The organism is Herbaspirillum sp. SJZ107 (genome assembly GCF_006715485.1).
Classification (GTDB): domain Bacteria; phylum Pseudomonadota; class Gammaproteobacteria; order Burkholderiales; family Burkholderiaceae_D; genus Telluria.
In genome coordinates, this window is record NZ_VFNH01000002.1 from 965,742 (window position 1) to 988,229 (window position 22,488).

Here is a 22,488-nt window from a genome sequence, read left to right on the forward strand (position 1 = left end):
TATCCTTCTTTCCATGGCTACCGTAAATTCCACCACCGGCTCCCCGACGACCATCAACAACCTGATGTCGACCATGAACGCGCAAAAGGCCGGCGCGGCCGGCACCGACAGCGTCAAGGCCGACACCGACAAGTTCATGACCCTGCTGGTGACCCAGCTGCAGAACCAGGATCCGATGAACCCGATGGACAATTCGCAGATGACCAGCCAGCTGGCCCAGCTGCAGACCGTCACCGGCGTGAACAAGCTGAACGACACGCTGGAATCGCTGAAGGCCAGCTACCAGAGCTCGGAATCGATTTCGGCGACCAACCTGATCGGCCATGGCGTGCTGGTCGAAGGCGATGGCGTGGCCCTGTCCGGCAGCAAGGGCATCCTCGGCGTGGAACTCGACACCGACGCCGATGCCGTGCAGGTGGTGATTACCGACAGCAAGGGCAACACGGTGCAGACCATGGACCTGGGCGCGCAAAAGGCGGGCGTGCTGCCGCTGGCCTGGGACGGCGTGCCGGATGCCTCCAGCCTCGACAGCAACGGCAATCCGGTGACGCTGGCCGACGGCAACTACAAGTTCACGGTGACGGCGACCGCCGGCGGCCAGCCCCTGACCGGCGTCAAGGGCCTGCAGTTCGACAGCGTTGCCAGCGTGACGACCGGCGGCACCGACGGCGTCAAGCTCAACCTGCCTTCGAAGGGCGCGGTCACCATGGCCGACGTCAAGCAAGTCCTGTAAGCGGCACGCTTGCATCCGTCCTATTTCATACGCATATCCAGGAGTAAAGCATGTCTTTCCAACAGGGCCTGAGCGGCTTGAACGGCGCAGCCAAATCGCTGGACGTCATCGGTAACAACATCGCCAACTCGAGCACGGTCGGCTTCAAGGGGTCGACCACCCAGTTCGCCGACGTCTATGCGCGTTCGCTGAACGGCGCCGGCGGCAACCAGGCCGGCATCGGCGTGGCCGTGGCCGGTATCGCCCAGCAGTTCACCCAGGGTAACATCGAGACCTCGAACAACCCGCTCGACATCGCCATCAACGGCGCCGGCTTCTTCCGCACCCAGAGCTCGGGCCTGACCCAGTACACCCGCAACGGCCAGTTCTCGCTCGACAAGAACGGCTTCATCGTGACCCCGCAGGGCGCCAACCTGACCGGCTATGGCGTCGGCAACGGCGGCCAGATCCTGGCCGGCACCCCGCAGCCGCTGCAGATCAACACCGCCGACATCAAGCCGGTCGCCACCACCAAGGTCGACACCTCGATCAACCTCGATTCGCGCGAAAGCCCGCCGGCCAACTTCCCGTTCAGCGCGACCGACCCGACCACCTACAACAAGCAGGTCCCGATCGACGTCTATGACACCCTGGGCAATGCCCACGTGATGTCGATGTACTACGTCAAGAACGCCGAAACCGGCAGCTGGGACGTGTACGTCGGCAGCGACGGCACCGAAATGACCAACACCGACGTCGCCGGCGCCAGCCAGGCCGATCCGACCGCGGTCGCCGCGCGCGCCGGCTGGACCGCCGCCACCAAGGCGGTGCCGGCCGACGCCGCCGCCGTCAGCAGCGCGCTGGCCGACTACGCCAGCAAGTCCGCCGACGCGGTGGTCGCCGCCGCCACTGCCGCCGGCGCCAGCCAGGCCACCCTCGACGCCATCCGCGCCGCCGCCACCAGCGCCGGCGGCACGCCGGGCTACACCCCGGAAAAGGTCGATGCCGACATCGCCGCCGCGGTCCAGGTGCCGTCGGTCCCGGTCGGCACGCTGCGCTTCGACTCGAACGGCGCGCTGTCGGCCTCGCTGATGGCCCCGCAGACGCTGCCGCTGACCGTGAACTTCCCGGTCTACCCGGCCACCGGCGCCCGCGAAACCATCCCGATCAAGCTCGGCTTCAACGGCAGCACCCAGTACGGTGCCGACACCAGCGAAAAGAAAACCACCCAGGACGGCTACACCGCCGGCCACCTGCAGCGCTTCTCGGCCGGCCAGGACGGCATCCTGCTGGGCCAGTACAGCAACGGCCAGACCAAGCCGCTGGGCCAGATCGTGCTCGCCAACTTCACCAACCCGAACGGTCTCGAGCCGCTGGGCAACAACGCCTGGGCCGAAACCTCGTCCTCCGGCAACCCGGTGGTCGGCGCGCCCGACACCGGCAGCATGGGCGTGCTGCAATCCTCGGCCACGGAAAGCTCGAACGTCGACCTGACCGCGGAACTGGTCAACATGATCACGGCCCAGCGCGTGTACCAGGCGAATGCGCAGACCATCAAGACCCAGGATTCGGTGCTGCAGACGCTGGTGAACCTGCGTTAATAAGTTTAAGTAACATGTGAGTCGCCGCGCAGGTTATCAACGTCGTCCCTGCGAAGGCAGGGACCCAAGTACTGTTTGCGCTAACGACTCGCCTCCAACTTGGACCCCTGCCTTCGCAGGGGCGACGGTGAGGATACGCGGGCCCCGGTGGTGTCCAGTCAACTTTAGGAAACAAAAATGGATCGCCTAATCTACACAGTCGCCAGCGGCACCAAGCACATCCTGGAGCAGCAGGCCACCACGTCGAACAACCTGGCCAACGTCAGCACCACGGGTTTTCGTGCCCAGCTCGACAGTTTCCGGGCGGTGCCGGTCCAGAGCGAGGGCTTGCCGACCCGTGCCTTCGTGGTCGACAACACGGTCGGCAGCGATTTCTCGGCCGGCGCGCTGCAGGTCACCGGGCGCGACCTCGACGTCGCCGTGAAAGGAAAGGGCTGGATCGCGGTGCAGATGGCGGACGGCACCGAGTCGTACACGCGCAACGGTGCGCTCGAAGTCAGCGCCAACGGCATCCTGCAGACGGCAAACGGCTTGAGCATCGCCGGCGAGAACGGTCCGATCACGATTCCGCCCGATTCCCGGGTCTCGGTGGGCCGCGACGGCAGCATTTCCGCATTGTCGACCACGACCGTGCCGGCCACCTCGACCGTGCTCGGCCGCATCAAGCTGGTCAGTCCGAACGATGCCGACCTGGTGCGCGGCGACGATGGCCTGTTCCGCCTCAAGGATGGTAGCAGCGCCCCGTCCGACCCGGCGGTGGGCCTGGTCGGCGGCGCGCTCGAAGGCTCCAACGTGTCGGCGGTAGACTCGATGGTCAACATGATCAGTCTGGCACGTTCCTTCGAGACACAGATGAGTCTGTTGAAGAACGCGGAGAATAACGCGGCGAAAGCCGCCCAGATCCTTGCTTTGAATTGATTGCCGCTGGGACATAATTTCATGGTGGGTGACGGGATGTTCTCGTTACCGTTAGGAGAACACCATGATCCGTTCGCTGCATATCGCCAAAACCGGCCTCGAAGCCCAGCAGACCAACCTCGACGTCATCAGCAACAACCTCGCCAACGTCAGCACCAACGGCTTCAAGAAGTCGCGTGCCGTGTTCGAGGACCTGCTGTACCAGAACGTGCGCCAGCCCGGCGCCCAATCCTCCCAACAGACCCAGCTGCCGTCGGGCCTGCAGATCGGTACCGGTGTGCGCACCGTCGCCACCGAGCGCATCCACACCCAGGGCAATCCGCAGCAGACCGGCAATGCCAAGGACGTCATGATCAATGGCGACGGCTTCTTCTCGGTGCTGCTGCCGGACGGTACCCAGGCCTACACCCGCGACGGTTCCTTCCAGACCGATAACCAGGGCCAGCTGGTCACTTCCAGCGGCTACGTCATCCAGCCGCCGATCACGGTGCCGAACAATGCGGTGTCGATCACCGTCGGCCGCGACGGCACCGTGTCCGTGACCACCCCGGGCACCACCGCCACCACCCAGATCGGCGCGCTGCAGGTCTCGAACTTCATCAACCCGGCCGGCCTCGAGTCGCGCGGCGAGAACCTGTACGTCGAGACCAGCGCCTCGGGCACCGCCCAGGCCAACGTGCCGGGCACCAACGGTAGCGGCTACATCATGCAGGGCTTCGTCGAGACCTCGAACGTCAACGTGGTCGAGGAAATGGTCAACATGATCGAGACCCAGCGCGCCTACGAGATCAACAGCAAGGCGATCACCACCTCCGACCAGATGCTGCAGAAACTGGCACAACTGTGATGAACATGTTCAAGCGAAATTGGACCCCTGCCTTCGCAGGGGCGATGCTGGCGATGCTGACGGGTTGTGCTGCGACCCCGACCTCGATCGTCAAGAGCCCGACCAGCGTGCGCCCGATGCTGGCCGATGCCGGCACCCCGAGCGAAGGCGCGATCTACAACGCCAACACCTTCCGCCCGATGTTCGAAGACCGCCGCGCGCGCCACATCGGCGACATCCTGACGGTCAACATCGTCGAGAAGACCGCCGCCAACAAGAGCGGCGCCAGCACCGGCAACAAGTCGGGCAGCGCCAGTTTCGGCGTGCCTGGCCCGCTGGCGAGCAAGATCGGCGCCAGCGTCAGCACCAGCGGCGCGACCAAGTACGCCGACGGCGACACCCAGACCGCCTCGAACGCGTTTACCGGCACGATCGGCGTGACCGTCTCGGAGGTGCTCTCGAACGGCAACCTGGTGGTGGTCGGCGAGAAGCAGATCGCGATGAACAAGGGTATCGAGTTCATCCGCTTCTCGGGCATGGTGAATCCGGACAGCATCCAGGCCGGCAATATCGTGCAGTCGACCCTGGTGGCCGATGCGCGCGTCGAATACCGCACCAACAGCCAGATCGACAAGGCCGAGTTCACCTCGATGATGTCGCGTTTCTTCCAATCGATGCTGCCGTTCTGATCTTCCGACTACCATGAACCTGAAACTGATCGCCCTGTGTGCCGCCCTGCTGGGCCCCGTCGTTGCGACCCCGGCCCACGCCGAACGCCTGAAGGACCTCGCCAGCATCGGCGGCGTCCGTCAAAACCAGTTGTCCGGCTACGGCATCGTCGTCGGCCTGGACGGTACCGGCGACCAGACCACCCAGACCCCGTTCACCGTGCAGTCGATCGCCGCGATGCTGCAGCAGAAGGGCGTCAGCCTGCCGCAGGGCACCCAGCTGCAGCTGAAGAACGTGGCGGCGGTGATGGTCACCGCTTCGCTGCCGGCCTTCGCCCAGCCGGGCCAGACCCTGGACATCACGGTGTCGTCGATGGGTAACGCCAAAAGCCTGCGCGGCGGCACCCTGATCATGACGCCGCTGCACGGCGCCGACGGCCAGGTGTATGCCATGGCCCAGGGCAACGTGCTGGTCGGCGGCGCCGGCGCATCCGGCGGCGGCGCCTCGACCCAGGTCAACCAGCTGGCGGTCGGCCGCATCTCGGCCGGCGCCACCGTGGAACGCGCGGTCGCCTCCAACCTGGGCGCCGACAGCCAGGTCAAGCTCGAACTGAACACCACCGACTTCGCCACCGCCAGCCGCGTGGTCGAAGCGGTCAACGACAAGTTCGGCCCCGGCATCGCTACCGCCCTCGATGGCCGCGTGATCCGCGTGCGCGTGCCGTCGTCGAGCGACCAGCGCGTGGCCTTCCTCGGCATCCTGGAAAACATGGACGTCAAGCCGTCCGAAGCCGCGGCCAAGGTGATCCTGAACGCGCGCACCGGTTCGATCGTCATGAACCGCGCGGTGACGCTGGAAACCTGCGCCATCTCGCACGGCAACCTGTCGGTGTCGATCGGCGCCGATACGCAGGTCAGCCAGCCTCCGGCCGGTTCGCGCGGCGCCACCGCCATCACCCAGAACCCGTCGGTCTCGGTGAAGAAGGATGCCGGCAAGGTCATCATGCTGAACGGCGGCGCCTCGCTGGCCGAAGTGGTGAAAGCCATGAACGCGATCGGCGCGACCCCGCAAGACCTGCTGGCGATCCTGCAGGCACTCAAGGCCGCAGGCTCGCTGCGCGCCGAACTCGAGATCATCTAAGTTAGAAGGATACGGCCTCCATGCTCGGTTCCACCCAAGACCTGTCCGGCAAGTTCGCGCTCGATACCAAGGGCCTCGGCGACCTCAAACAGTCGGCCAAGACCGGCTCGCCCGAAGCCCTGAAGGGCGCGGCGACGCAATTCGAATCCATGTTCATCAACATGATGATGAAGAGCATGCGCGCAGCCACGCCCCAGGACGGGCCGATGGACAGCCAGGAGACCAAAACCTTCACCTCGATGCTCGACCAGCAGATGAGCCAGAAGCTGGCCAAGCGCGGCGTCGGCCTGGCCGACGTGCTGGTGCGCCAGCTGAACACCCAGGCCCAGGGCCAGGCGGCACTGGCCCAGCAGCTCAGTGATCCGATGAGCCAGCAGGCGCTGGCCATCGGCGGCGGTCAGGCTGCCACCAGCAGCGCCGACAGCATCATGAGCAGCCTGGAAGCGCTGCGCAGCGGCCGCTCGGCCGACACGCTGTCGACCGACCGTCCGGCCACCAGCGCGGCATCCGGCGTCGGCAGCGCCGCCAGCAGCACGAACGCCGGCAAGCCGGCCCACGTGCGCGCCTTCCAGGACAAGATGGCCGACGCGGCCGAGGAAGCCGAAGCGGCAACCGGCGTGCCGGCCAAGTTCATGATGGGCCAGGCCGCACTGGAAACCGGCTGGGGCCGGCGCGTGATCCGCAACCAGGATGGCAGCTCGAGCAACAACCTGTTCGGCATCAAGGCCGGCCCTGGCTGGAAAGGCAAGGTTGCCACCGCGGTCACCACCGAATACGTGCACGGCAAGCCGCACCAGCGCGTCGAGAAGTTCCGCGCCTACGACAGCCATGCCGACGCGTTCAAGGATTACGCCAAGATGCTCAGCAATAACCCGCGCTACGAAAAAGTGCTGAACCACGGCGGCGACGCCACCACGTTCGCCCATGGACTGCAGCGCGCCGGCTATGCGACCGACCCCCAGTACGCGGCCAAGCTGTCGCGCATCATCAAGCATTCGCTGGCCTGATCGTAAAGTTTTGGCGGATTTTGCCGTCAACGACGTAAAGATAGAGAGTTAATCCATGTCCCTCCTCAGCATCGGCAAATCCGGCCTGTTCGCCGCCCAGGCGGCGCTCGCGACCGCGGGCCACAACATCACCAACGCCAACGTGGCCGGCTACAGCCGCCAGGTGGTGGTGCAGGAAACGTCGATCGCGATGGGGGGCAACAACGGCTACATCGGCACCGGTACCCAGATCGCCCAGGTCAAGCGCTATTCGGACGAGTTCCTGAACGCCCAGGTGCGCACCGCCCAGGCCTCGAGCAGCGGCTTGCAGTCCTACGAAGCCCAGGTCACCCAGATCGACAACCTGCTGGCCGACAGCACCTCCGGCCTGACTCCGTCGCTGCAGGATTTCTTCGCCTCGGTGCAGAACCTGACCGGCGACCTCGGCGGCGTGCCTTCGCGCGGTTCGCTGCTGACCTCGGCCGACACCCTGGCCTCGACTTTCCGCGCCATGAACAACCGGCTGGAACAGATCCGCAACGGCGTCAACACCGAAGTCACCAGCAGCGTTGCCGAGATCAACACCTATGCCAGCCAGATCGCCGACCTGAACGACCAGATCGGCAAGCTGGCCGCCGGCGACAACCTGAACCTGCCGAACGACCTGCTCGACAAGCGCGACCAGCTGATCATGGACCTGAACAAGCAGGTCAAGGCCACCGTCATGCCGGGCGATAACAACAGCCTGACGGTGTCGATCGGCAGCGGCCAGCCGCTGGTGGTGGGATCGGAGTCCTTCCAGCTCGCCGCCACGTCGTCGCCGACCGACCAGACCCGCATCACCGTCGGCTACGTCACCGGCAGCAAGGTCACCCCGCTGGCCGACTCCGCCCTGACCGGCGGCGCCCTCGGCGGCGTGCTGGAATTCCGCACCAAGTCGCTCGACAGCGCCCAGAATGCGCTGGGCCGCGTCGCCATCGCGCTGGCCAAGACCTTCAACGACCAGCACCACCTGGGCGTGGACGCCAACGGCAACCCGGGCGGCGACGTGTTCGCGGTGGCGCCGGCCGAGGTGACCAAGAACGTCCACAACAACATCACCAGCACCACGGCGATCACGGCCACGGTCAGCGACGCCACCAAGCTGACCACCAGCGACTACAAGATCGACTTCGACGGCAGCAACTACAACGTGATCCGCCTGTCGGACAACCAGAAGACCGTCATCAACCCGTATCCGCAGACGGCGCCGCAGACCATCGACGGCCTCGACTTCGCGATCACCGGCAAGGCCGACGCCGGCGACAATTTCATGGTGCGCCCGACCATCAACGGCGCCGCCAACTTCAAGCTGCTGCTGACCGACCAGTCGCAGATCGCGGCCGCGGCCCCGATCGCGACCAGCGTCCCGCTGACCAACACCGGCAGCGGCAAGATCAGCGCCGGCAAGGTCGACAAGGACTACCTGGCGTCGCCCCTGACCTCGCCGGTGACGATCAGCTATGCGAGCAACGGCGCCGGCGCCGGCGGCACCCTGTCCGGCTTCCCCTCGGGCCAGGCCGTCAAGATGACCGTCAATGGCGTGAGCACCTCGTACGCGGCAGGCAGCACGGTGCCGTTCCAGGACGGCGCCAGCTACACGGCGGGCGGCATGAGCTTCACCCTGAACGGCGCGCCGGGCAACGGCGACACCTTCACGATTGCGCCCAGCAGCGCCACCGGCGACACCCGCAACGCCGGCCTGCTGGGCGACCTGCAATCGAAGAACATCCTCGACGGCGGCAAGGCGACCTACCAGTCGGCCTACGCCAACCTGGTCAGCACGGTCGGCAACAAGACCCGCGAGGTGCAGGTGAACGCCAGCGCCGCCGAAGCCCAGCTGAACGTGGCCAAGGGCGCCGCCGACAACGTCTCGGGCGTGAACCTCGACGAAGAGGCGGCCAACCTGCTGAAGTACCAGCAGGCCTACCAGGCGTCCGGCAAGGTGATGCAGATCGCTGACACGATCTTCAACGCGCTGCTGCAGATCGGCCACTAATCCAGGAAACGAACCATGTCCCTGCGTATCAGCACCAACTCGATCTACGAATCCGGCACCAGCCAGCTCAACACGCTGCAGGGCCAGATGGCGAAGACCCAGAACCAGCTGTCGACCAACAAGCGCATGCTGACCGCGGCCGACGACCCGATCGCCTCGGCGCGCGCGCTCGAGCTGACCCAGTCGCAGTCGATGAACACGCAGTTCGGCACCAACCGCAGCAATGCGAATGCGTCGCTGTCGCTGGTCGACAAGTCGCTGAGCGACGTCAGCGGCCAAATCACGGACATCCAGTCGCTGATCGTCACCGCCGGCAACGGCGGCTATTCGCAGAGCGACCGCGAAGCCCTGGCCACCGAGCTGGAAGGGCGCCTGAGCGACCTGATCGGCCTGGCCAATACCTCGAACGGCGTCGGCGGCTACCTGTTCTCGGGCTATGCCTCGACCACCCAGCCGTATTCGCAGACCCCGACCGGCGCCGCCTACCAGGGCGACCAGGGCCAGCGCATGCTGCAGGTGGGCTCCACGCGCAAGATGGCGATCAGCGAAAGCGGCAGCGCCATCTTCGACGCCATCGGCACCGGCAACGGCACCTTCCAGACCCAGGCCGCGGCCACCAACACCGGCGCCGGCATCGTCTCGCCGGGCGCCGTGACCGACCGCAGCAAGCTCACCGGCCACGACTACGCGGTCAACTTCGCGGTGAGCGGCACCCCGGCCGTGACCACCTACTCGGTGGTCGACAACTCGGTCTCGCCGGCCGCCAACGTGCTGCAGGACCAGCCGTACACGGCCGGCGCCTCGATCAACTTCGACGGCATCTCCTTCGACGTCAAGGGCGCGCCGGCCAACGGCGACAGCTTCACCGTCAAGCCGAGCCAGAAGCAGTCGGTGTTCACCACGGTCACTGACCTGATCAAGACCCTGCGCACCCCGGACACCGGCTCGGCCGGCAAGGCTGCGCTGGCCAACGGCCTGGCCACGGCCGGCTCCAACATGCAGAACGCGCTCGACAACGTGCTCACCGTGCAGGCCTCGGTCGGCGCGCGCATGAAGGAACTCGATTCCCTCGACAGCACCGGCTCCGACCTCGACACCCAGTACCAGGCCACGCTGTCCGGGTTGCAGGACCTGGACATGGTCAAGGCGATCTCGCTGTATTCGCAGCAGCAGACCACGCTGCAGGCGGCGCAGCTGTCGTTCAAGACGATGTCGAGTTTGTCGCTGTTTAATTACATCTCTTAAGATCCGGGCAGCGCATACCTGGCCCGCAGCATAAGCACGTCGCCCTGCGCAGGCAGGGGCGACGGTTTCAAGGGAGCGTGAATGAAATCCCGTCAGCGTGATGCCGGCACCGGCGCCGGCACCCCCGGCTGCCCCGGCCGCTCCCCACCCACCCGCGGAATCCGGCGTCCCGCCTCGATCCCCTGGTTGAACAGGTTCTGCAACGGCGTCCCCAGATAAGGCAGGGTCAGGCTGATCACCAGGAACCCGGCCCCCAGCGTGATCGGAAAGCCGATGCCGAACAGGTTCAGCTGGGGCGCCGCGCGTGTCAGGATGGCGAGGGCGATGTTGGTGATCAGGAGCGCGGCCACGATCGGCATCGACAGTTGCAGGCCGGCGGAAAAGATGCGGCTGCCCCAGCGCACCATCTCGAGCGGGGCGCTCAGCGACATCGGCGTCGTGGAAATCGGCAGCGTGAAGAAGCTCTCGACCAGCGCCTCGACCAGCACCAGGTGGGCGTTCACGGCGAGGAAGGCCATGGTCGCGACCAGCGCCAGGAACTGGCTGATGGCCGACGAGCGGCCGGCGGAGGTCGGGTCGAAGAAGGTGGCGAAGCTCAGGCCCATGCTCGAACTGGCGACTTCGCCGGCGAATTCGACGGCGGCGAACACCAGGCGCATGGCGAAGCCCATCGCCGCGCCGATCAGCAGTTCCTGGCCCAGGATCAGGATGCCGGCCCAGGAAGTCGGGTCGACGATCGGCACCGGCGGCAGGGTAGGGGCGACGATGGCGGCCAGGGTCACGCCGAGCGTGGTCTTGATCAGCATCGGCACGCCGGTATTGCCGAACACCGGCGCCGCCGCGACCAGGCCGAGAATCCGCGTCAGGGGCCACAGCAGGCCCCCGATCCAGGCATACAGCTCGGCCGTGGTGAAGCTGATCATATGAACGACAGCACGGGTGCTTTATCCGATCATCTGCGGAATCCCGCTGAAGATCGTCCGCATGTAATCGGTCATGATGGTGATCATCCAGGGCCCGGCCAGCACCAGGGTCACGAACACGGCGACCAGCTTCGGGATGAAAGAGAGGGTCTGCTCGTTGATCTGGGTCGCGGCCTGGAAGATGCTGATGATCAGGCCGACGATCAGGGCCACCAGCAGCAGCGGCGCCGCCACCATCAGGGTGACTTCCATGGCCGTGCGGCCCATCGCGATGACGCTTTCCGGTGTCATTACCTTCCTCTAATAAAAACTCTGGCTAATAAAAACTTTGAGACAAGGAGCCCAGCAACAGCTGCCAGCCGTCGACCAGCACGAACAGCATCAGCTTGAACGGCAGCGAGATCACCGCCGGCGACATCATCATCATACCCATCGACATCAGCACCGACGCCACCACCATGTCGATGATCAGGAAGGGAATGAAGATGGCGAAGCCGATCTGGAACGCGGTCTTCAGCTCGCTGGTGATGAAGGCCGGGACCAGCACCCGCAGCGGCACGTCTTCCGGCCCCTGCAGCGCCGGCGTGCGCGAGATCTTCACGAACAGGGCCAGGTCGGACTGGCGCGTCTGCTTCAGCATGAAGGCTTTCAGCGGCGCCGCGCCCTTGTTCATCGCCTCTTCCATCTGGATCCGGTTTTCCTGCAGCGGCACGTAGGCTTCGGTGTAGATGCGGTCGAACGTCGGCCCCATCACGAACAGCGTCAGGAACAGCGCCAGCCCGACCATCACCTGGTTCGGCGGCGCGGTCTGGGTGCCGAGCGCCTGGCGCAGCAGCGACAGCACGATGATGATGCGGGTGAAGCTGGTCATCATCAGCAGCGCGGCCGGGATGAAGGTCAGCGCCGTCATCAGGATCAGCGTCTGCACCGGCAGCGAATAGGCGGTGCCGCCGCCCGGGGCCGCGCTGGTGGTGAAGGCGGGGATGCTCGGGGCTGCGGCTGCCGTTGCGGACAGTACCAGCGGCACCGCCAGCAAGCCGGCCGCCAGCAGGATTCTTCGTTTGCTCATTGCTCGGTTGCTCACTTGCTCACTTGCGCTTGTCGATGGTCTGCTTCAGCCAGTCGGCAAAGGAATTTGCGGCCGGCCCATGGGCGGCCAGGGTAGCGGCAGGCGCCGCGCCGTCCGCGCCGTCCTGCTTCGGCATCGTCGCCAGCGCGTTGACGCGGCCCGGCGAGGCGCCGACCACGATCCACTGGTTGCCGACTTCGACCACCAGCAGGCGTTCGCGCCCGCCCAGGCTGAGCGAGCCGACGATGCGCAGGTTGGCGCCGCCAAAGCCGGCCTTGGGGCCGTAGCGCTTGAGGAACCAGGCCAGCCCGGCCAGCACCGCCAGCACCGCGACCAGCGCGAACAGGGTCTGCAGCAGGCTGCCGGTTGTGCTCCCTGCCGGCATCGTGACCGGACCGGCGGCGGGGGGCGGCATGGTGCCGGGCATCGCCGCGGGGGCGGCCGGCGTGGCCGGCGCAGCAGGTGCCGCGGCCGTGGCGGGCGCCGGCTGGCTCCCAGGCGTTTCCTGCACCGGGGTGCTGGTCAGCGGCGCGGCCGGCTGGGCAGCGGCAGCCGGGCGCTCGCCGGCGGCGGTGACGCGCGTGCGCGCGGCCGGCGCCGCGGCGGCCGGGGTCTCGCTGCGCGGCTGTACGGCCGGGGTGGTGGAAGCAGGGGAAGAGGGCGCAGCGGCAGAGGGCACAGCAGCGGCGGGGGCCGCGGCAGAAGGCGCAGCAGCGGCAGCAGCGGCGGCAGGCACGGACGCCGCAGAACCGCCCGCCTGCCCGCTGTCCGCCGCCCCGGCCTGCCGCACCGCGCAGGCGCCCAGTGCCAGCGACAGGGATAAAAGGGCCAGCAGGCGCGCGGTCGTCGTCATTTATTCAGTTTTCGGATACGCTCGGAAGGCGTGATGATGTCGGTGAGGCGGATACCGAACTTGTCGTTCACGACCACCACCTCGCCCTGGGCGATCAGGCAGCCGTTGACCAGCACGTCCATCGGTTCGCCGGCCAGGCCGTCCAGCTCGACCACCGAACCCTGCGCCAGCTGCAGCAGGTTCTTGATGGCGATCTTGGTGCGGCCCAGTTCCACCGTCAGCTGGACCGGGATGTCCAGGATGAAGTCGATGTCGTTCGGGGTCTCGGGGCGCGGGCCCTTGTTCGAGAAATCCTTGAACACGGCGGCGCTGGCCGCCTGCTGCTGGGACGCCAGCGCGGCGGCTTCGGCAGCGGCCTGCTCGGCAATCGCGGCACCCCAATCGTCGTCGAGTGCGTCCTGGTCGTCTTGGGTATCGGACATGTCGTTCTCCTGCGTCTACGATGTTCTGTGTTCGGTTATTTATTGAAGGTTTCGCTGTTGGCCATCAGCTTTTCGACTTTCAGCGCGTACTGGCCGTTCAGGACGCCATAGCTGACTTCCATCACGGGGACGCCGTCGACGGTGGCCTCGATGGTTTCCGGCACCTGGATCGGGATCACGTCGCCGACCTTCATGTTCAGGATTTCATCGAAATTCGCCTTGCCGTGGCCGAGCACCGCGACCAGCTCGACTTCCGCCACCTGGATCTGCTGCGTCAGCAGGCGGATCCAGCGCTTGTCCACTTCCAGGGCTTCGCCCTGCAGGCTGGAGGTCAGCGTGTCGCGGATCGGCTCGATCGTCGAATACGGCATGCAGAAGTGGATCTGCCCCGACACCGAACCCAGTTCGATGGTGAACGTGGACGATACTACCACTTCGTTCGGGGTGGCGATATTCGCGAACTGGGTATTCATCTCGGAGCGGATGTACTCGAATTCGATCGGGTACACCGGTTCCCACGACTTGGCATAGGCCTCGAACACGATGTCGAGGATGCGCATGATGATGCGCTGTTCGGTCTGGGTAAAGTCGCGGCCTTCCACGCGCGTGTGGAAGCGGCCGTCGCCGCCGAACAGGTTGTCCACCAGCAGGAACACCAGGCCCGGGTCGAACACCATCAGCGCGGTGCCGCGCAGCGGCTTCATGTGGATCAGGTTGAGGTTGGTCGGGACCACCAGGTTGCGGATGAATTCGCTGTACTTGGAGACCCGCACCGAGCCCACCGACACCTCGGCGCTGCGGCGCACGAAATTGAACAGGCCGACCCGCAGGTACCTGGCGAAACGCTCGTTGATGATCTCGAGCGTCGGCATGCGGCCGCGGACGATCCGCTCCTGCGTTGCCAGGTTGTAGCTGCGGACTCCCGAGGTATCTTCAGGCGCCGCGACGTCGTCCTGATCGCCGTTGACCCCCTTGAGGAGGGCATCGACTTCTTCCTGTGAGAGAAAATTATCGGCCATGTTGCGCTATTGGTTGATAACGATGAATGTGCTTACTGAATAATGAACGAGGTGAACAGCACGTCCGAGATTTCCTGTTCGTCGCCGTGCGAGTCGAACGGTTCCTTGACCACCGCCAGGATTTCGCCGGCCAGTTGCTGCTTGCCTTCGACGGTGCTGATCTCGGACGCCTTCTTGCCCGACAACAGCAGCAGGACCCGGCTGCGCACCTTGGCCATGTTGGTCTTGATCAGCTCGGCCTGCTCCGGACCGTCCACCTGCAGCGTGAACGCGACCTGCAGGTACTGGTCGCCGTTTTCCGGCTGCAGGTTGACGGTGAAGGGTTCGACCGCCAGGTATTCAGCCGGATGCTCTTCCTTTTTCTTCTTCTTGCTGCTCTTTTCTTTCTTGGGTGCTTCAGCCGTTTCCTCGGCAGCGCTGCCGTGCATGAAATACCAGGCGGCGCCACCGCCCAGGCCGAGCACGATCACGGCGGCCAGGAGGATGATGATCAGTTTGCTCTTGCCGCCGCCTGCCGGGGCTGCTGCTGCGTCCGCCTTGGGATCAGCTTTCATTTTCGGATTCGCTTTCAATGTGCTTCGGGTCTGCTGTGGTGCGTTCCCGTCATTATGTCATTATCGGGAAAAAGTGCGCAGCGGCAATGGATGAAAAGAGAGGGGAACGCGGTGTAAATCGTGGATTACGCGAAGGTATCCACCATCCCGCGATCGCCCAGCGTCACGGTCCGCGTCACCGGCCGCGCCGCCGCATCGTCCACGCCGCCGACGCGGTCATCGCCGCGGCCGGCCGTGCGCCCGAAACCGCGGCTCGATGGCGCCTGCTGGTCGGGGGCCTGGCGGCCGTCCGGCATGCCGGCATTGACGCTGGCGTTGCCCAGCGCGATGCCGCTCTCGCTCATCATTTCGCGCAGGCGCGGCAGGGCGTTCTCGAGGGCCTGGCGGACTTCTTCCTGGTTGGCCGAGAAGGTCACGCTGGCCTGGTCGTTGCTGACCGAGAGCACCACCTGCAGCGGGCCCAGGTCCGGCGGGTTCAGCGTCAGCGAGGCGGTCTGCTCTTCGCTGCCGACCATGTAGACGACCTTCTGGCCGACCTGGTTTTCCCACTGGCTGGTGCCGACGCGGGCACTCAGGCTTTCGCTCGCGGCGGCGGCGGCTTCGGCCGCTTCCAGCATGGCCGGCTGGGCCAGGGCAGTGGCAACCGGCGAAGTATCGACTTGCGCCGTCGCCTGCAGCGCGGCATCGCGTGCCTGGCGCAGCACCAGGTCGGCGCTATCGAGCTGCGGCTTGGCTTCGCCCTTGACGGCGGCGGCAGCGGCATCCAGCGCGGTGCGCAGGTCGGCGCCATCGGCGGCGGTCGCCTTGCCGGTATCGAGGCCGAGGTCGGCGCCGGCCGCGGCCAGGGCCGGGTTCTTGACCGTGGCCGCGCTGAACACCTTGCCGGATGCGCCGGCGGCGTCGCTGCCGGATTCCTTGCTCACCGATTTCATCGCCGCCTGCAGCGCCGCCAGCTGGGCGTCGCCGCGCCGGGTCTTGCCGCCGCCGAGGGCGTCGAAGGCCTGGCTGGCGGCGCTCGCCTTGCCCTTGGCCGTGCCGGCGGCGTCCTGGCCCGGCTGCTGCAGGCTGGCCATCAGGGCCAGCATCTCGGCTGCCGGATCGGCCTTGGCGGCGCCTTCGTCCTTGGCCTGGTCGGCGTCGGCATCGTCCGTGGACTCGCTGGCATCGGCCTTGGCGGTCTGGGTCGAGGACGAGGCGGGCGGCGCATCGTCGTGCCGGGCCGGCTTGTCGGCGGCCTGCGGCTTCGGCGCATCGGCTTTCGGTGCGGGCGCAGGCGCGGACGCCGGCGGCAGCGGCAGCGCCGCCTGGCGTTCGACCATCTGGTGCGACAGCATGGCGCCGAACTGGCTGCCGTCGCTGCCGTTCGATGCATTGCGCGCGGGCGCGTTGCCGTTGTTGATGCCGGAGGTGGACTGGGTCGAAAGGAGATTGGTTTGCATGGTCGCTCCCGGTGGATGCAGCGTATTAGGTCGTAATGCGGGTGGTAACGTCGGTGGTAAATCAGCTACTGCGGCGCGCCGAACGGGCCGCAAAGTCGTCCATCATCTTCTGGTCGCGCTTGTTGTCGATGGCCAGCTTCTGGGCTGCCGCGCGTTCGGTCAGGGTGCGGTAGGACAGGCGCTTGCGCTCGCTCTCCTGCCAGGCTTTGCGTTCCATCTCGGCCTTGAACTCGGCGTGCTTGATCACTTCCTTCTGGCCGTTGATGGCGGTTTCCAGCTTGCCCATGAAGGCCATGAAATTCTGGTAAGCGAAGGGCGTGATGCCGGCCTGCTGCGCCGCGTCCAGCTTGCGCGCGTAGTCGTCGCGGTAGCCGTTCAGCATCTGCAGTTTCTGTTCGCCGTCCTCGACCGCCTTCAGGGCCGCGCCGAGGCGTTTGGCGCGGTTGTCGGATTCGCGCTGGGCGAGGTCGATCAGGGTGTCGAGTGCGGAGGATTGGGCCATGATGAGGCACAGTATAGCGATGCCCAACAGCAACCAATCAGCCGAACAGAGAGGTCAATTCCCCCAAGCTCTGCAACATGTCGGTGTTGTCGTGGATTTCCTGGCACAGGAAAGCCTCGATCCGGTCGTGCAGCTGGATCGCCTTGTCCAGCACCGGGTCGGAACCGGCGGCATACGCGCCCACCGTGATCAGGTCGCGCGCACGCTCGTAGCGCGAGTACAGCTGCTTGAGCGTGCGCGCCGCCATCTGGTGGTCGCGCGAGGTGATGTTGTGCATGGCGCGCGAGATCGATTGCTCGATGTCGATCGCCGGGTAGTGGCCGGCTTCGGCCAGTCGCCGGTTCAGCACGATGTGGCCGTCCAGGATACCGCGCGCGGCATCGGCGATCGGATCCTGCTGGTCGTCGCCTTCGGACAGCACGGTATAGAAGGCGGTGATCGAACCGCCGCCTTCGTGCCCGTTGCCGGCGCGTTCCACCAGCACCGGCAGCTTGGCGAACACCGAGGGCGGATAGCCTTTCGTCGCCGGCGGTTCGCCGATGGCGAGGGCGATCTCGCGCTGCGCCTGCGCATAGCGGGTCAGCGAATCCATGATCAGCATGACGCTCTTGCCCTGGTCGCGGAAATGCTCGGCGATCGCCGTGGCATACGCCGCGCCCTGCATGCGCAGCAGCGGCGGCGAGTCGGCCGGCGCCGCCACCACCGCGGAACGGGCCAGGCCTTCGGGTCCCAGGATCTGCTCGATGAATTCCTTGACCTCGCGGCCGCGTTCGCCGATCAGGCCGACCACGATCACGTCGGCCGTGGTGTAGCGCGCGATCATCCCCAGCAGCACCGACTTGCCGACGCCGGTGCCGGCGAACAGGCCGAGACGCTGGCCGCGGCCGACCGTCAGCATGGCATTGATGGCGCGCACGCCGACGTCCAGGGTTTCCGAGATCGGCGCCCGTTCCAGCGGATTGATCGGACGGGCGTTGAGCGGACCGAGGTCACTCGTGTCGAGCGGACCCTTGCCGTCCAGCGGGCGGCCGGCGCCGTCGACCACGCGGCCCAGCAGGCCCCAGCCCACCGGCAGGTGGCGCGCGCGGTCTTCCGGACGGCGGCGCGGGTGATCGACGCTGCCCGGCTTCGGGATGCTCGGTTCGTTCGGATACACGCGGGTGCCGGGCACCACGCCTTCGACGTCGCTGTGCGGCATCAGGAACAGGCGCTCGCCCTCGAAGCCCACCACTTCGGCGTCGATGCGGGTGCCGTTGGCGATCGGGATGCTGCAGGCGCTGCCCACGGGCAGCTTCAGGCCGACGCATTCCATCACCAGGCCGGCCACGCGCGTGACACGCCCCGAGACCTGCATCGGCTCGACGAAATCGAGCACGTTGCCGCAGTCGTTCAGGTAGGACTTCCAGCGTGCGGTATGCGGATCCATGCGGGTCGTCATCAGCTCAGGCCAGCCAGCCGAGGTCCTTGTGCAGGGCCTGGGTCAGGCGCTGCCAGCGCGATGCGATCTGGGCGTCGATCTGGTTGCTGGCGGTGTCGACGCGGCAGCCGCCGCGCGCGATGGCGTCGTCCTGGACGATGCGCCAGCCCGCTTTTTCGAGGTCCGGGCCGATGCTGTCGCGGACGATCGCGGCATCTTCCGGGTGCAGCACCAGCAGCGCCGGCTGCTGCAGCGTCGGCAGGTAGTCGACCGCCTGGCGCACCACCGGGATGATCAGTTCGGGACGCACCTCGAAGGCGGTGCGCACCATGTTGCGTGCCAGGTGCAGGGCGAGCTCCAGCACGTCGTGCGAGATCGCTTCGTCGGCCGCGGTGACGGCGTCGCCGAAGCTGACCGCGAGTTCCTGCAGGTGGGTGAGTTCAGCGGCGGCTTCCGCGCGGCCCTGGTCCAGGCCATCCTGGTAGCCGCCGGCATGGCCGGCAGCCAGGCCTTCCGCGTGGCCTTCGGCATAGCCTTCCTGGCGCGCCGCTTCGCGGATCGCCTCGATCTCTTCGACGGTCGGCATCGGGATCGCCGGCACCGACTCCGCCTCGGCCAATGCCTTCGCCTGGGCCTGCGCGCGGGCCGCGGCGGCGGCGGCTATCGCCGCCTGCATGTCGTGGGCCTCGGCTTCGCGCGCGGCGGCGCGCTGGGCCAGGGTGCTGGGGCGTTCGTCGCCGAACGATGTCATTTCCCAGCGCTTGAATCCTGCCGCATTGTCCTTCGAGATGGCCATCAGACGAACGAATCCTCACCTTTGCCGCCGAGGACGATCTGGCCTTCATCGGCCAGGCGGCGGACGATCTGCAGAATCTGCTTCTGCTGGGTTTCCACTTCCGACAGGCGCACCGGACCTTTCGATTCCAGGTCTTCGCGCATCATTTCGGCGGCACGCTGCGACATGTTCTTGAAAATCTTGTCGCGCAAGTCCTGCGACGCGCCTTTCAGGGCGATGATCAGCATTTCCGACTGCACTTCGCGCAGCAGCAGCTGGATGCCGCGGTCGTCGATGTCGATGATGTTGTCGAACACGAACATCTCGTCCATGATCTTCTGCGCCATGTCGTTGTCGTAGTTCTTGATGTTTTCCATGACCGAGTTTTCCTGCTCGCCGCTCATGAAGTTCAGGATCTCGGCGGCGGTACGCACGCCGCCCAGCGACGACTTCTTGATGTGCTCGTTGCCCGACAGGAGCTTGGTCAGCACGTCGTTCAGCTCGCGCAGTGCGGCCGGCTGCACGCCGTCCAGCGTGGCGATACGCAGCACCACGTCGTTGCGCAGGCGGTCGGTGAAGTGTGCCAGGATTTCGCAAGCCTGGTCGCGCTCGAGGTGGACCAGGATGGTGGCGATGATCTGCGGGTGCTCGTTGCGGATCAGTTCCGCCACCGATTGCGAATCCATCCACTTCAGGCTTTCGATGCCGGAAGCGTCCTTGCCGCCCAGGATGCGGTTGAGCAGCACGGCGGCCTTGTCGTCGCCCAGCGCCTTGGTCAGCACCTGGCGGATGTATTCGTCGGAATCGAGACCGACGGTCGACTGCAGGTCGACGCGCTCGCGGAATTCGGTCAGCACGGTGGTCACTTCCTCGTGCTGCACCGCCTTCATCTGCGCCATCGCGGCGCCCAGCTTCAGCACTTCGCGCGGGCCGAGGAATTTCATCACTTCGGCCGCTTCGGATTCGCCCAGGGCCAGCATCAGGATGGCCGCTTTATTGACCGCTTCCTTGTCTTTATCGCTCATTATTCAGCACCCAACCATTCCTTGATTACGTTAGCCACGATACGCGGGTCATTCTGGGCCAGGGTCTTGGCCATGTCCAGATTGCTCTTGTAGATGATGACCTTCTTCTGCTCTTCCACTTCCTTCGCCACCCGGGCTTCCTCTTCGAGGTCGGGTTCCGGTTCCGGCTCCGGCTCTTCCGGCTCCGGTTCCGGCGGCATCTCGACCGCCTCGTCGAACTTCTTCATCACCGGCTTGAACAGCGGACGCAGGATGCGGTACCACAGGAAGGCGATCACCATCGCGATGAACACATACTTGGCGACGTCCTTCAGCAGCGGCAGGTTGCTCGGGTCCTTCCACCAGTCCGGGGCCTGCTCGTCCGGCTTGTCGACGCCGTCGAACGGGGCATTGGTCACGTTCAGGGTGTCGCCGCGCGCCTGGCTGTAGCCCATCGCCTGCTTCACCAGCTCGTTGATCTGGGCGACTTCGGGGCCGGTCAGCGGTTTCACCACGACCTTGCCGGTCTTCGGGTCGATGCTGCGGCGGTAGTTGACCACCACGCCCACGGTCAGGCGCTTGATGCCGCCCATCGGCTTCTGCTCGAAGCGCACGGTCTTGTCGACTTCGTAATTGGTGGTGGCGTTCTTGCTGGTCGGGCCGGTGGTGGCCTGCTGGCCGGCGGCCGGTGCGCCACCTTCGATCGGCGCCGTCGCCACGCCCGGCGGCTGGTTCGACAGCGCGCCCGGGATGCCAGACGGGTTGCCGGTGCCGGGGCCGGCCGACTCCGAGGTCTGCTGGCTGCGGATCGCCTGCGGCTCCGGCGGCGAATTGGGCTTGTACATCTCGGCGGCGGTGTCGACCTGGGCAAAGTCGACTTCGGCGGTCGCTTCGGCGCGCACGTTGTTCTGGCCGACCAGCGGCGCGATGATCGATTCGACCTGCTTGACGATGTTCTGCTGCAGGATGTCGACATACTTCAGCTGGTTCGGATCGAGCTGCTTGCCGTTCTTGGCCGCGGTGTCGGACAGCAGGCTGCCGTTCTGGTCGACCACGGTCACGTTGGCCGGGGTCAGTTCCGGCACCGACGAGGCCACCAGGTGCACGATGGCCGACACCTGCGCCTGGTCCAGCGCGCGGCCCGGCTGCAGGTTGAGCAGCACCGACGCGGTCGGATTCTTCTGGTCGCGCACGAACACCGAGGGTTTCGGCAGCGCCAGGTGCACGCGCGCCGAGCTGACCGCGGCCAGCGCCTGGATCGAATTGGCCAGCTCGCCTTCGAGCGAACGCTGGTAGTTGACCTGCTCGACGAACTGCGAGGTGCCCAGCTTCTGGTTCTCGAGCAGTTCGAAACCGACGTTGCCGGCGCGCGGCAAGCCCTGCGCGGCCAGCTTCAGGCGGATGCCGTGGACCTGCTCGGCCGGCACCAGGATCGCGCTGCCGCCTTCGGAAAACTTGTATTTCACTCCCATCTGGTCGAGCGAGGCGGTGATCGCACCGCCGTCCTTGTCGGTGGTGTTCGAGAACAGCACTTTGTATTCGGGCGCCGAGCTCCACAGCCAGATCGCCGCGATGATGGCCAGCGCACCCGCGACGGCACCGCCGATGACGACGCGCTTGCCCATCGTGGTTTCCCAAAACTTCGGCTTGGGGTCCGGGGCGTCGATATCGCTGTCGAGAACTTGTTCCGCAGTTGCCATGATGAATGAGGTGGGAATGAGGTGATTGGCCGCCATTATGAAGCCGTACGGCAACATTCAAACCCGGGAATAGGGGGATGTTTACTGCCTTCCTCCAAGGCAACGATTGTTCGGCGACTGCTATTCTGGCAGCCTGAATCGAAGCGCCCGGCCCCTTGCAGGGCGGGCCGACAAGCATCCCGGAGCACATATGAACATTGGTGGCATCGACAGCAGCCGCATCGAATCGATGATGGCGCAACTGAAGGCGGCAGCCCAGAAGCCCGCTGCCGGGCCTGCCATGGGCGCGGGCGGGATCAACGGCCTGAACGGCCTGAATCCGCTGAAGGGGACCGAGGCCGCCGAGTCTTCCAGCAAGGTGAGCTTTTCGGACGCGCTGAAGGCCTCATTGCAAAACGTCAGCAACAGCCAGATCCAGGCCGACGAAATGGGCAAGCGCTTTGCCGCCGGCGACGATTCGGTCAGCCTGTCCGACAGCATGATCGCGATGCAGAAGGCCAGCATTTCCTTCCAGGCGACGGTGCAGGTGCGGAATAAGCTGGTGTCGGCTTATCACGACATCATGAACATGCAGGTGTGACTTCCTGACAGTCTGGCCACCTGACGTGTCAAGCATGGCGTATTGTCACCAGGTTGACAAAGGCGACTAAGGCGACTAGAGTGACTTCATGCATTT

Annotated in this window: 23 protein-coding genes; 10 read left to right on the top strand and 13 right to left on the bottom strand. The window is 65.8% G+C overall.

Annotated features, from left to right (window positions below; translation table 11 throughout):
- Positions 1 to 13: 13 nt before the first annotated feature.
- The 9 genes from FBX97_RS13930 (at position 14) to flgL (ending at position 10,135) form a co-directional block, all read left to right on the top strand.
- Positions 14 to 733 (top strand): flagellar hook assembly protein FlgD, encoded by a 720-nt coding sequence (locus FBX97_RS13930; protein ID WP_141832538.1) that lies wholly within the window; start codon positions 14 to 16, stop codon positions 731 to 733.
- 50 nt (positions 734 to 783) lie between these two features.
- Positions 784 to 2,313: a flagellar hook protein FlgE gene (locus FBX97_RS13935; RefSeq protein WP_141832540.1), complete on the top strand. Its 1,530-nt coding sequence runs from the start codon at positions 784 to 786 to the stop codon at positions 2,311 to 2,313.
- 177 nt (positions 2,314 to 2,490) lie between these two features.
- The gene (flgF, locus tag FBX97_RS13940) at positions 2,491 to 3,231 is read left to right on the top strand and encodes a flagellar basal-body rod protein FlgF (protein ID WP_141832542.1); all 741 of its coding nucleotides are present in this window, start codon (positions 2,491 to 2,493) and stop codon (positions 3,229 to 3,231) included.
- 64 nt (positions 3,232 to 3,295) lie between these two features.
- Positions 3,296 to 4,078: a flagellar basal-body rod protein FlgG gene (gene flgG / locus FBX97_RS13945; protein WP_141832544.1), complete on the top strand. Its 783-nt coding sequence runs from the start codon at positions 3,296 to 3,298 to the stop codon at positions 4,076 to 4,078.
- 5 nt (positions 4,079 to 4,083) lie between these two features.
- Positions 4,084 to 4,746, top strand: coding sequence for a flagellar basal body L-ring protein FlgH (locus tag FBX97_RS13950; protein ID WP_255517461.1), 663 nt, complete (start codon positions 4,084 to 4,086; stop codon positions 4,744 to 4,746).
- Between the two features lie 13 nt (positions 4,747 to 4,759).
- On the top strand, positions 4,760 to 5,866 hold the full coding sequence (locus FBX97_RS13955; protein ID WP_141832546.1) for a flagellar basal body P-ring protein FlgI: 1,107 nt from the start codon (positions 4,760 to 4,762) through the stop codon (positions 5,864 to 5,866).
- A 20-nt stretch (positions 5,867 to 5,886) separates the two neighbouring features.
- Positions 5,887 to 6,873 carry a flagellar assembly peptidoglycan hydrolase FlgJ gene (flgJ, locus tag FBX97_RS13960; protein ID WP_141832548.1) on the top strand — a complete coding sequence of 329 codons (987 nt, stop codon included), beginning with the start codon at positions 5,887 to 5,889 and terminating at the stop codon, positions 6,871 to 6,873.
- A 55-nt stretch (positions 6,874 to 6,928) separates the two neighbouring features.
- Positions 6,929 to 8,890: a flagellar hook-associated protein FlgK gene (flgK, locus tag FBX97_RS13965; RefSeq protein ID WP_141832550.1), complete on the top strand. Its 1,962-nt coding sequence runs from the start codon at positions 6,929 to 6,931 to the stop codon at positions 8,888 to 8,890.
- A 15-nt stretch (positions 8,891 to 8,905) separates the two neighbouring features.
- Positions 8,906 to 10,135, top strand: a complete 1,230-nt coding sequence (flgL, locus tag FBX97_RS13970; protein WP_185748591.1) for a flagellar hook-associated protein FlgL — start codon at positions 8,906 to 8,908, stop codon at positions 10,133 to 10,135.
- Positions 10,136 to 10,227: 92 nt separating this feature from the next.
- On the opposite strand, the gene fliR is transcribed toward flgL, so the two are convergent.
- The 13 genes from fliR to fliF form a co-directional block, all read right to left on the bottom strand.
- Positions 10,228 to 11,058, bottom strand: a complete 831-nt coding sequence (gene fliR, locus FBX97_RS13975; protein ID WP_141832552.1) for a flagellar biosynthetic protein FliR — start codon at positions 11,056 to 11,058, stop codon at positions 10,228 to 10,230.
- A gap of 21 nt (positions 11,059 to 11,079) precedes the next feature.
- Positions 11,080 to 11,349, bottom strand: a complete 270-nt coding sequence (gene fliQ, locus FBX97_RS13980) for a flagellar biosynthesis protein FliQ (RefSeq protein WP_141832554.1) — start codon at positions 11,347 to 11,349, stop codon at positions 11,080 to 11,082.
- 25 nt (positions 11,350 to 11,374) lie between these two features.
- Positions 11,375 to 12,127 (bottom strand): flagellar type III secretion system pore protein FliP, encoded by a 753-nt coding sequence (fliP, locus tag FBX97_RS13985; RefSeq protein WP_141832556.1) that lies wholly within the window; start codon positions 12,125 to 12,127, stop codon positions 11,375 to 11,377.
- 19 nt (positions 12,128 to 12,146) lie between these two features.
- Positions 12,147 to 12,980, bottom strand: coding sequence for a flagellar biosynthetic protein FliO (fliO, locus tag FBX97_RS30480; RefSeq protein ID WP_141832558.1), 834 nt, complete (start codon positions 12,978 to 12,980; stop codon positions 12,147 to 12,149).
- Positions 12,977 to 13,402, bottom strand: a complete 426-nt coding sequence (fliN, locus tag FBX97_RS13995; protein WP_141832560.1) for a flagellar motor switch protein FliN — start codon at positions 13,400 to 13,402, stop codon at positions 12,977 to 12,979. Before fliN ends, fliO begins: the two co-directional genes overlap by 4 nt.
- Before the next feature lie 35 nt (positions 13,403 to 13,437).
- The gene (gene fliM, locus FBX97_RS14000) at positions 13,438 to 14,421 is read right to left on the bottom strand and encodes a flagellar motor switch protein FliM (RefSeq protein ID WP_141832562.1); all 984 of its coding nucleotides are present in this window, start codon (positions 14,419 to 14,421) and stop codon (positions 13,438 to 13,440) included.
- Positions 14,422 to 14,453: 32 nt separating this feature from the next.
- Complete coding sequence (gene fliL, locus FBX97_RS14005; protein ID WP_185748592.1) at positions 14,454 to 14,975, bottom strand: flagellar basal body-associated protein FliL; 522 nt, start codon at positions 14,973 to 14,975, stop codon at positions 14,454 to 14,456.
- A 125-nt stretch (positions 14,976 to 15,100) separates the two neighbouring features.
- The gene (locus FBX97_RS14010; protein WP_141832564.1) at positions 15,101 to 16,414 is read right to left on the bottom strand and encodes a flagellar hook-length control protein FliK; all 1,314 of its coding nucleotides are present in this window, start codon (positions 16,412 to 16,414) and stop codon (positions 15,101 to 15,103) included.
- A 61-nt stretch (positions 16,415 to 16,475) separates the two neighbouring features.
- Complete coding sequence (gene fliJ / locus FBX97_RS14015; RefSeq protein ID WP_141832565.1) at positions 16,476 to 16,916, bottom strand: flagellar export protein FliJ; 441 nt, start codon at positions 16,914 to 16,916, stop codon at positions 16,476 to 16,478.
- Positions 16,917 to 16,953: 37 nt separating this feature from the next.
- Positions 16,954 to 18,342, bottom strand: coding sequence for a flagellar protein export ATPase FliI (gene fliI / locus FBX97_RS14020; protein WP_185748593.1), 1,389 nt, complete (start codon positions 18,340 to 18,342; stop codon positions 16,954 to 16,956).
- Positions 18,343 to 18,358: 16 nt separating this feature from the next.
- Positions 18,359 to 19,129: a flagellar assembly protein FliH gene (locus FBX97_RS14025; RefSeq protein ID WP_141832568.1), complete on the bottom strand. Its 771-nt coding sequence runs from the start codon at positions 19,127 to 19,129 to the stop codon at positions 18,359 to 18,361.
- Entirely contained in the window at positions 19,129 to 20,133 is a 1,005-nt protein-coding gene (gene fliG, locus FBX97_RS14030; protein WP_141832569.1) for a flagellar motor switch protein FliG, read from the bottom strand. Before fliG ends, FBX97_RS14025 begins: the two co-directional genes overlap by 1 nt.
- Positions 20,133 to 21,812 (bottom strand): flagellar basal-body MS-ring/collar protein FliF, encoded by a 1,680-nt coding sequence (gene fliF / locus FBX97_RS14035; RefSeq protein ID WP_141832571.1) that lies wholly within the window; start codon positions 21,810 to 21,812, stop codon positions 20,133 to 20,135. The genes fliG and fliF overlap by 1 nt, the downstream gene beginning before the upstream one ends.
- Before the next feature lie 190 nt (positions 21,813 to 22,002).
- Between fliF and fliE the strand changes: the two genes are divergently transcribed.
- Positions 22,003 to 22,392 carry a flagellar hook-basal body complex protein FliE gene (gene fliE, locus FBX97_RS14040; RefSeq protein WP_141832573.1) on the top strand — a complete coding sequence of 130 codons (390 nt, stop codon included), beginning with the start codon at positions 22,003 to 22,005 and terminating at the stop codon, positions 22,390 to 22,392.
- Positions 22,393 to 22,488 lie beyond the last annotated feature (96 nt).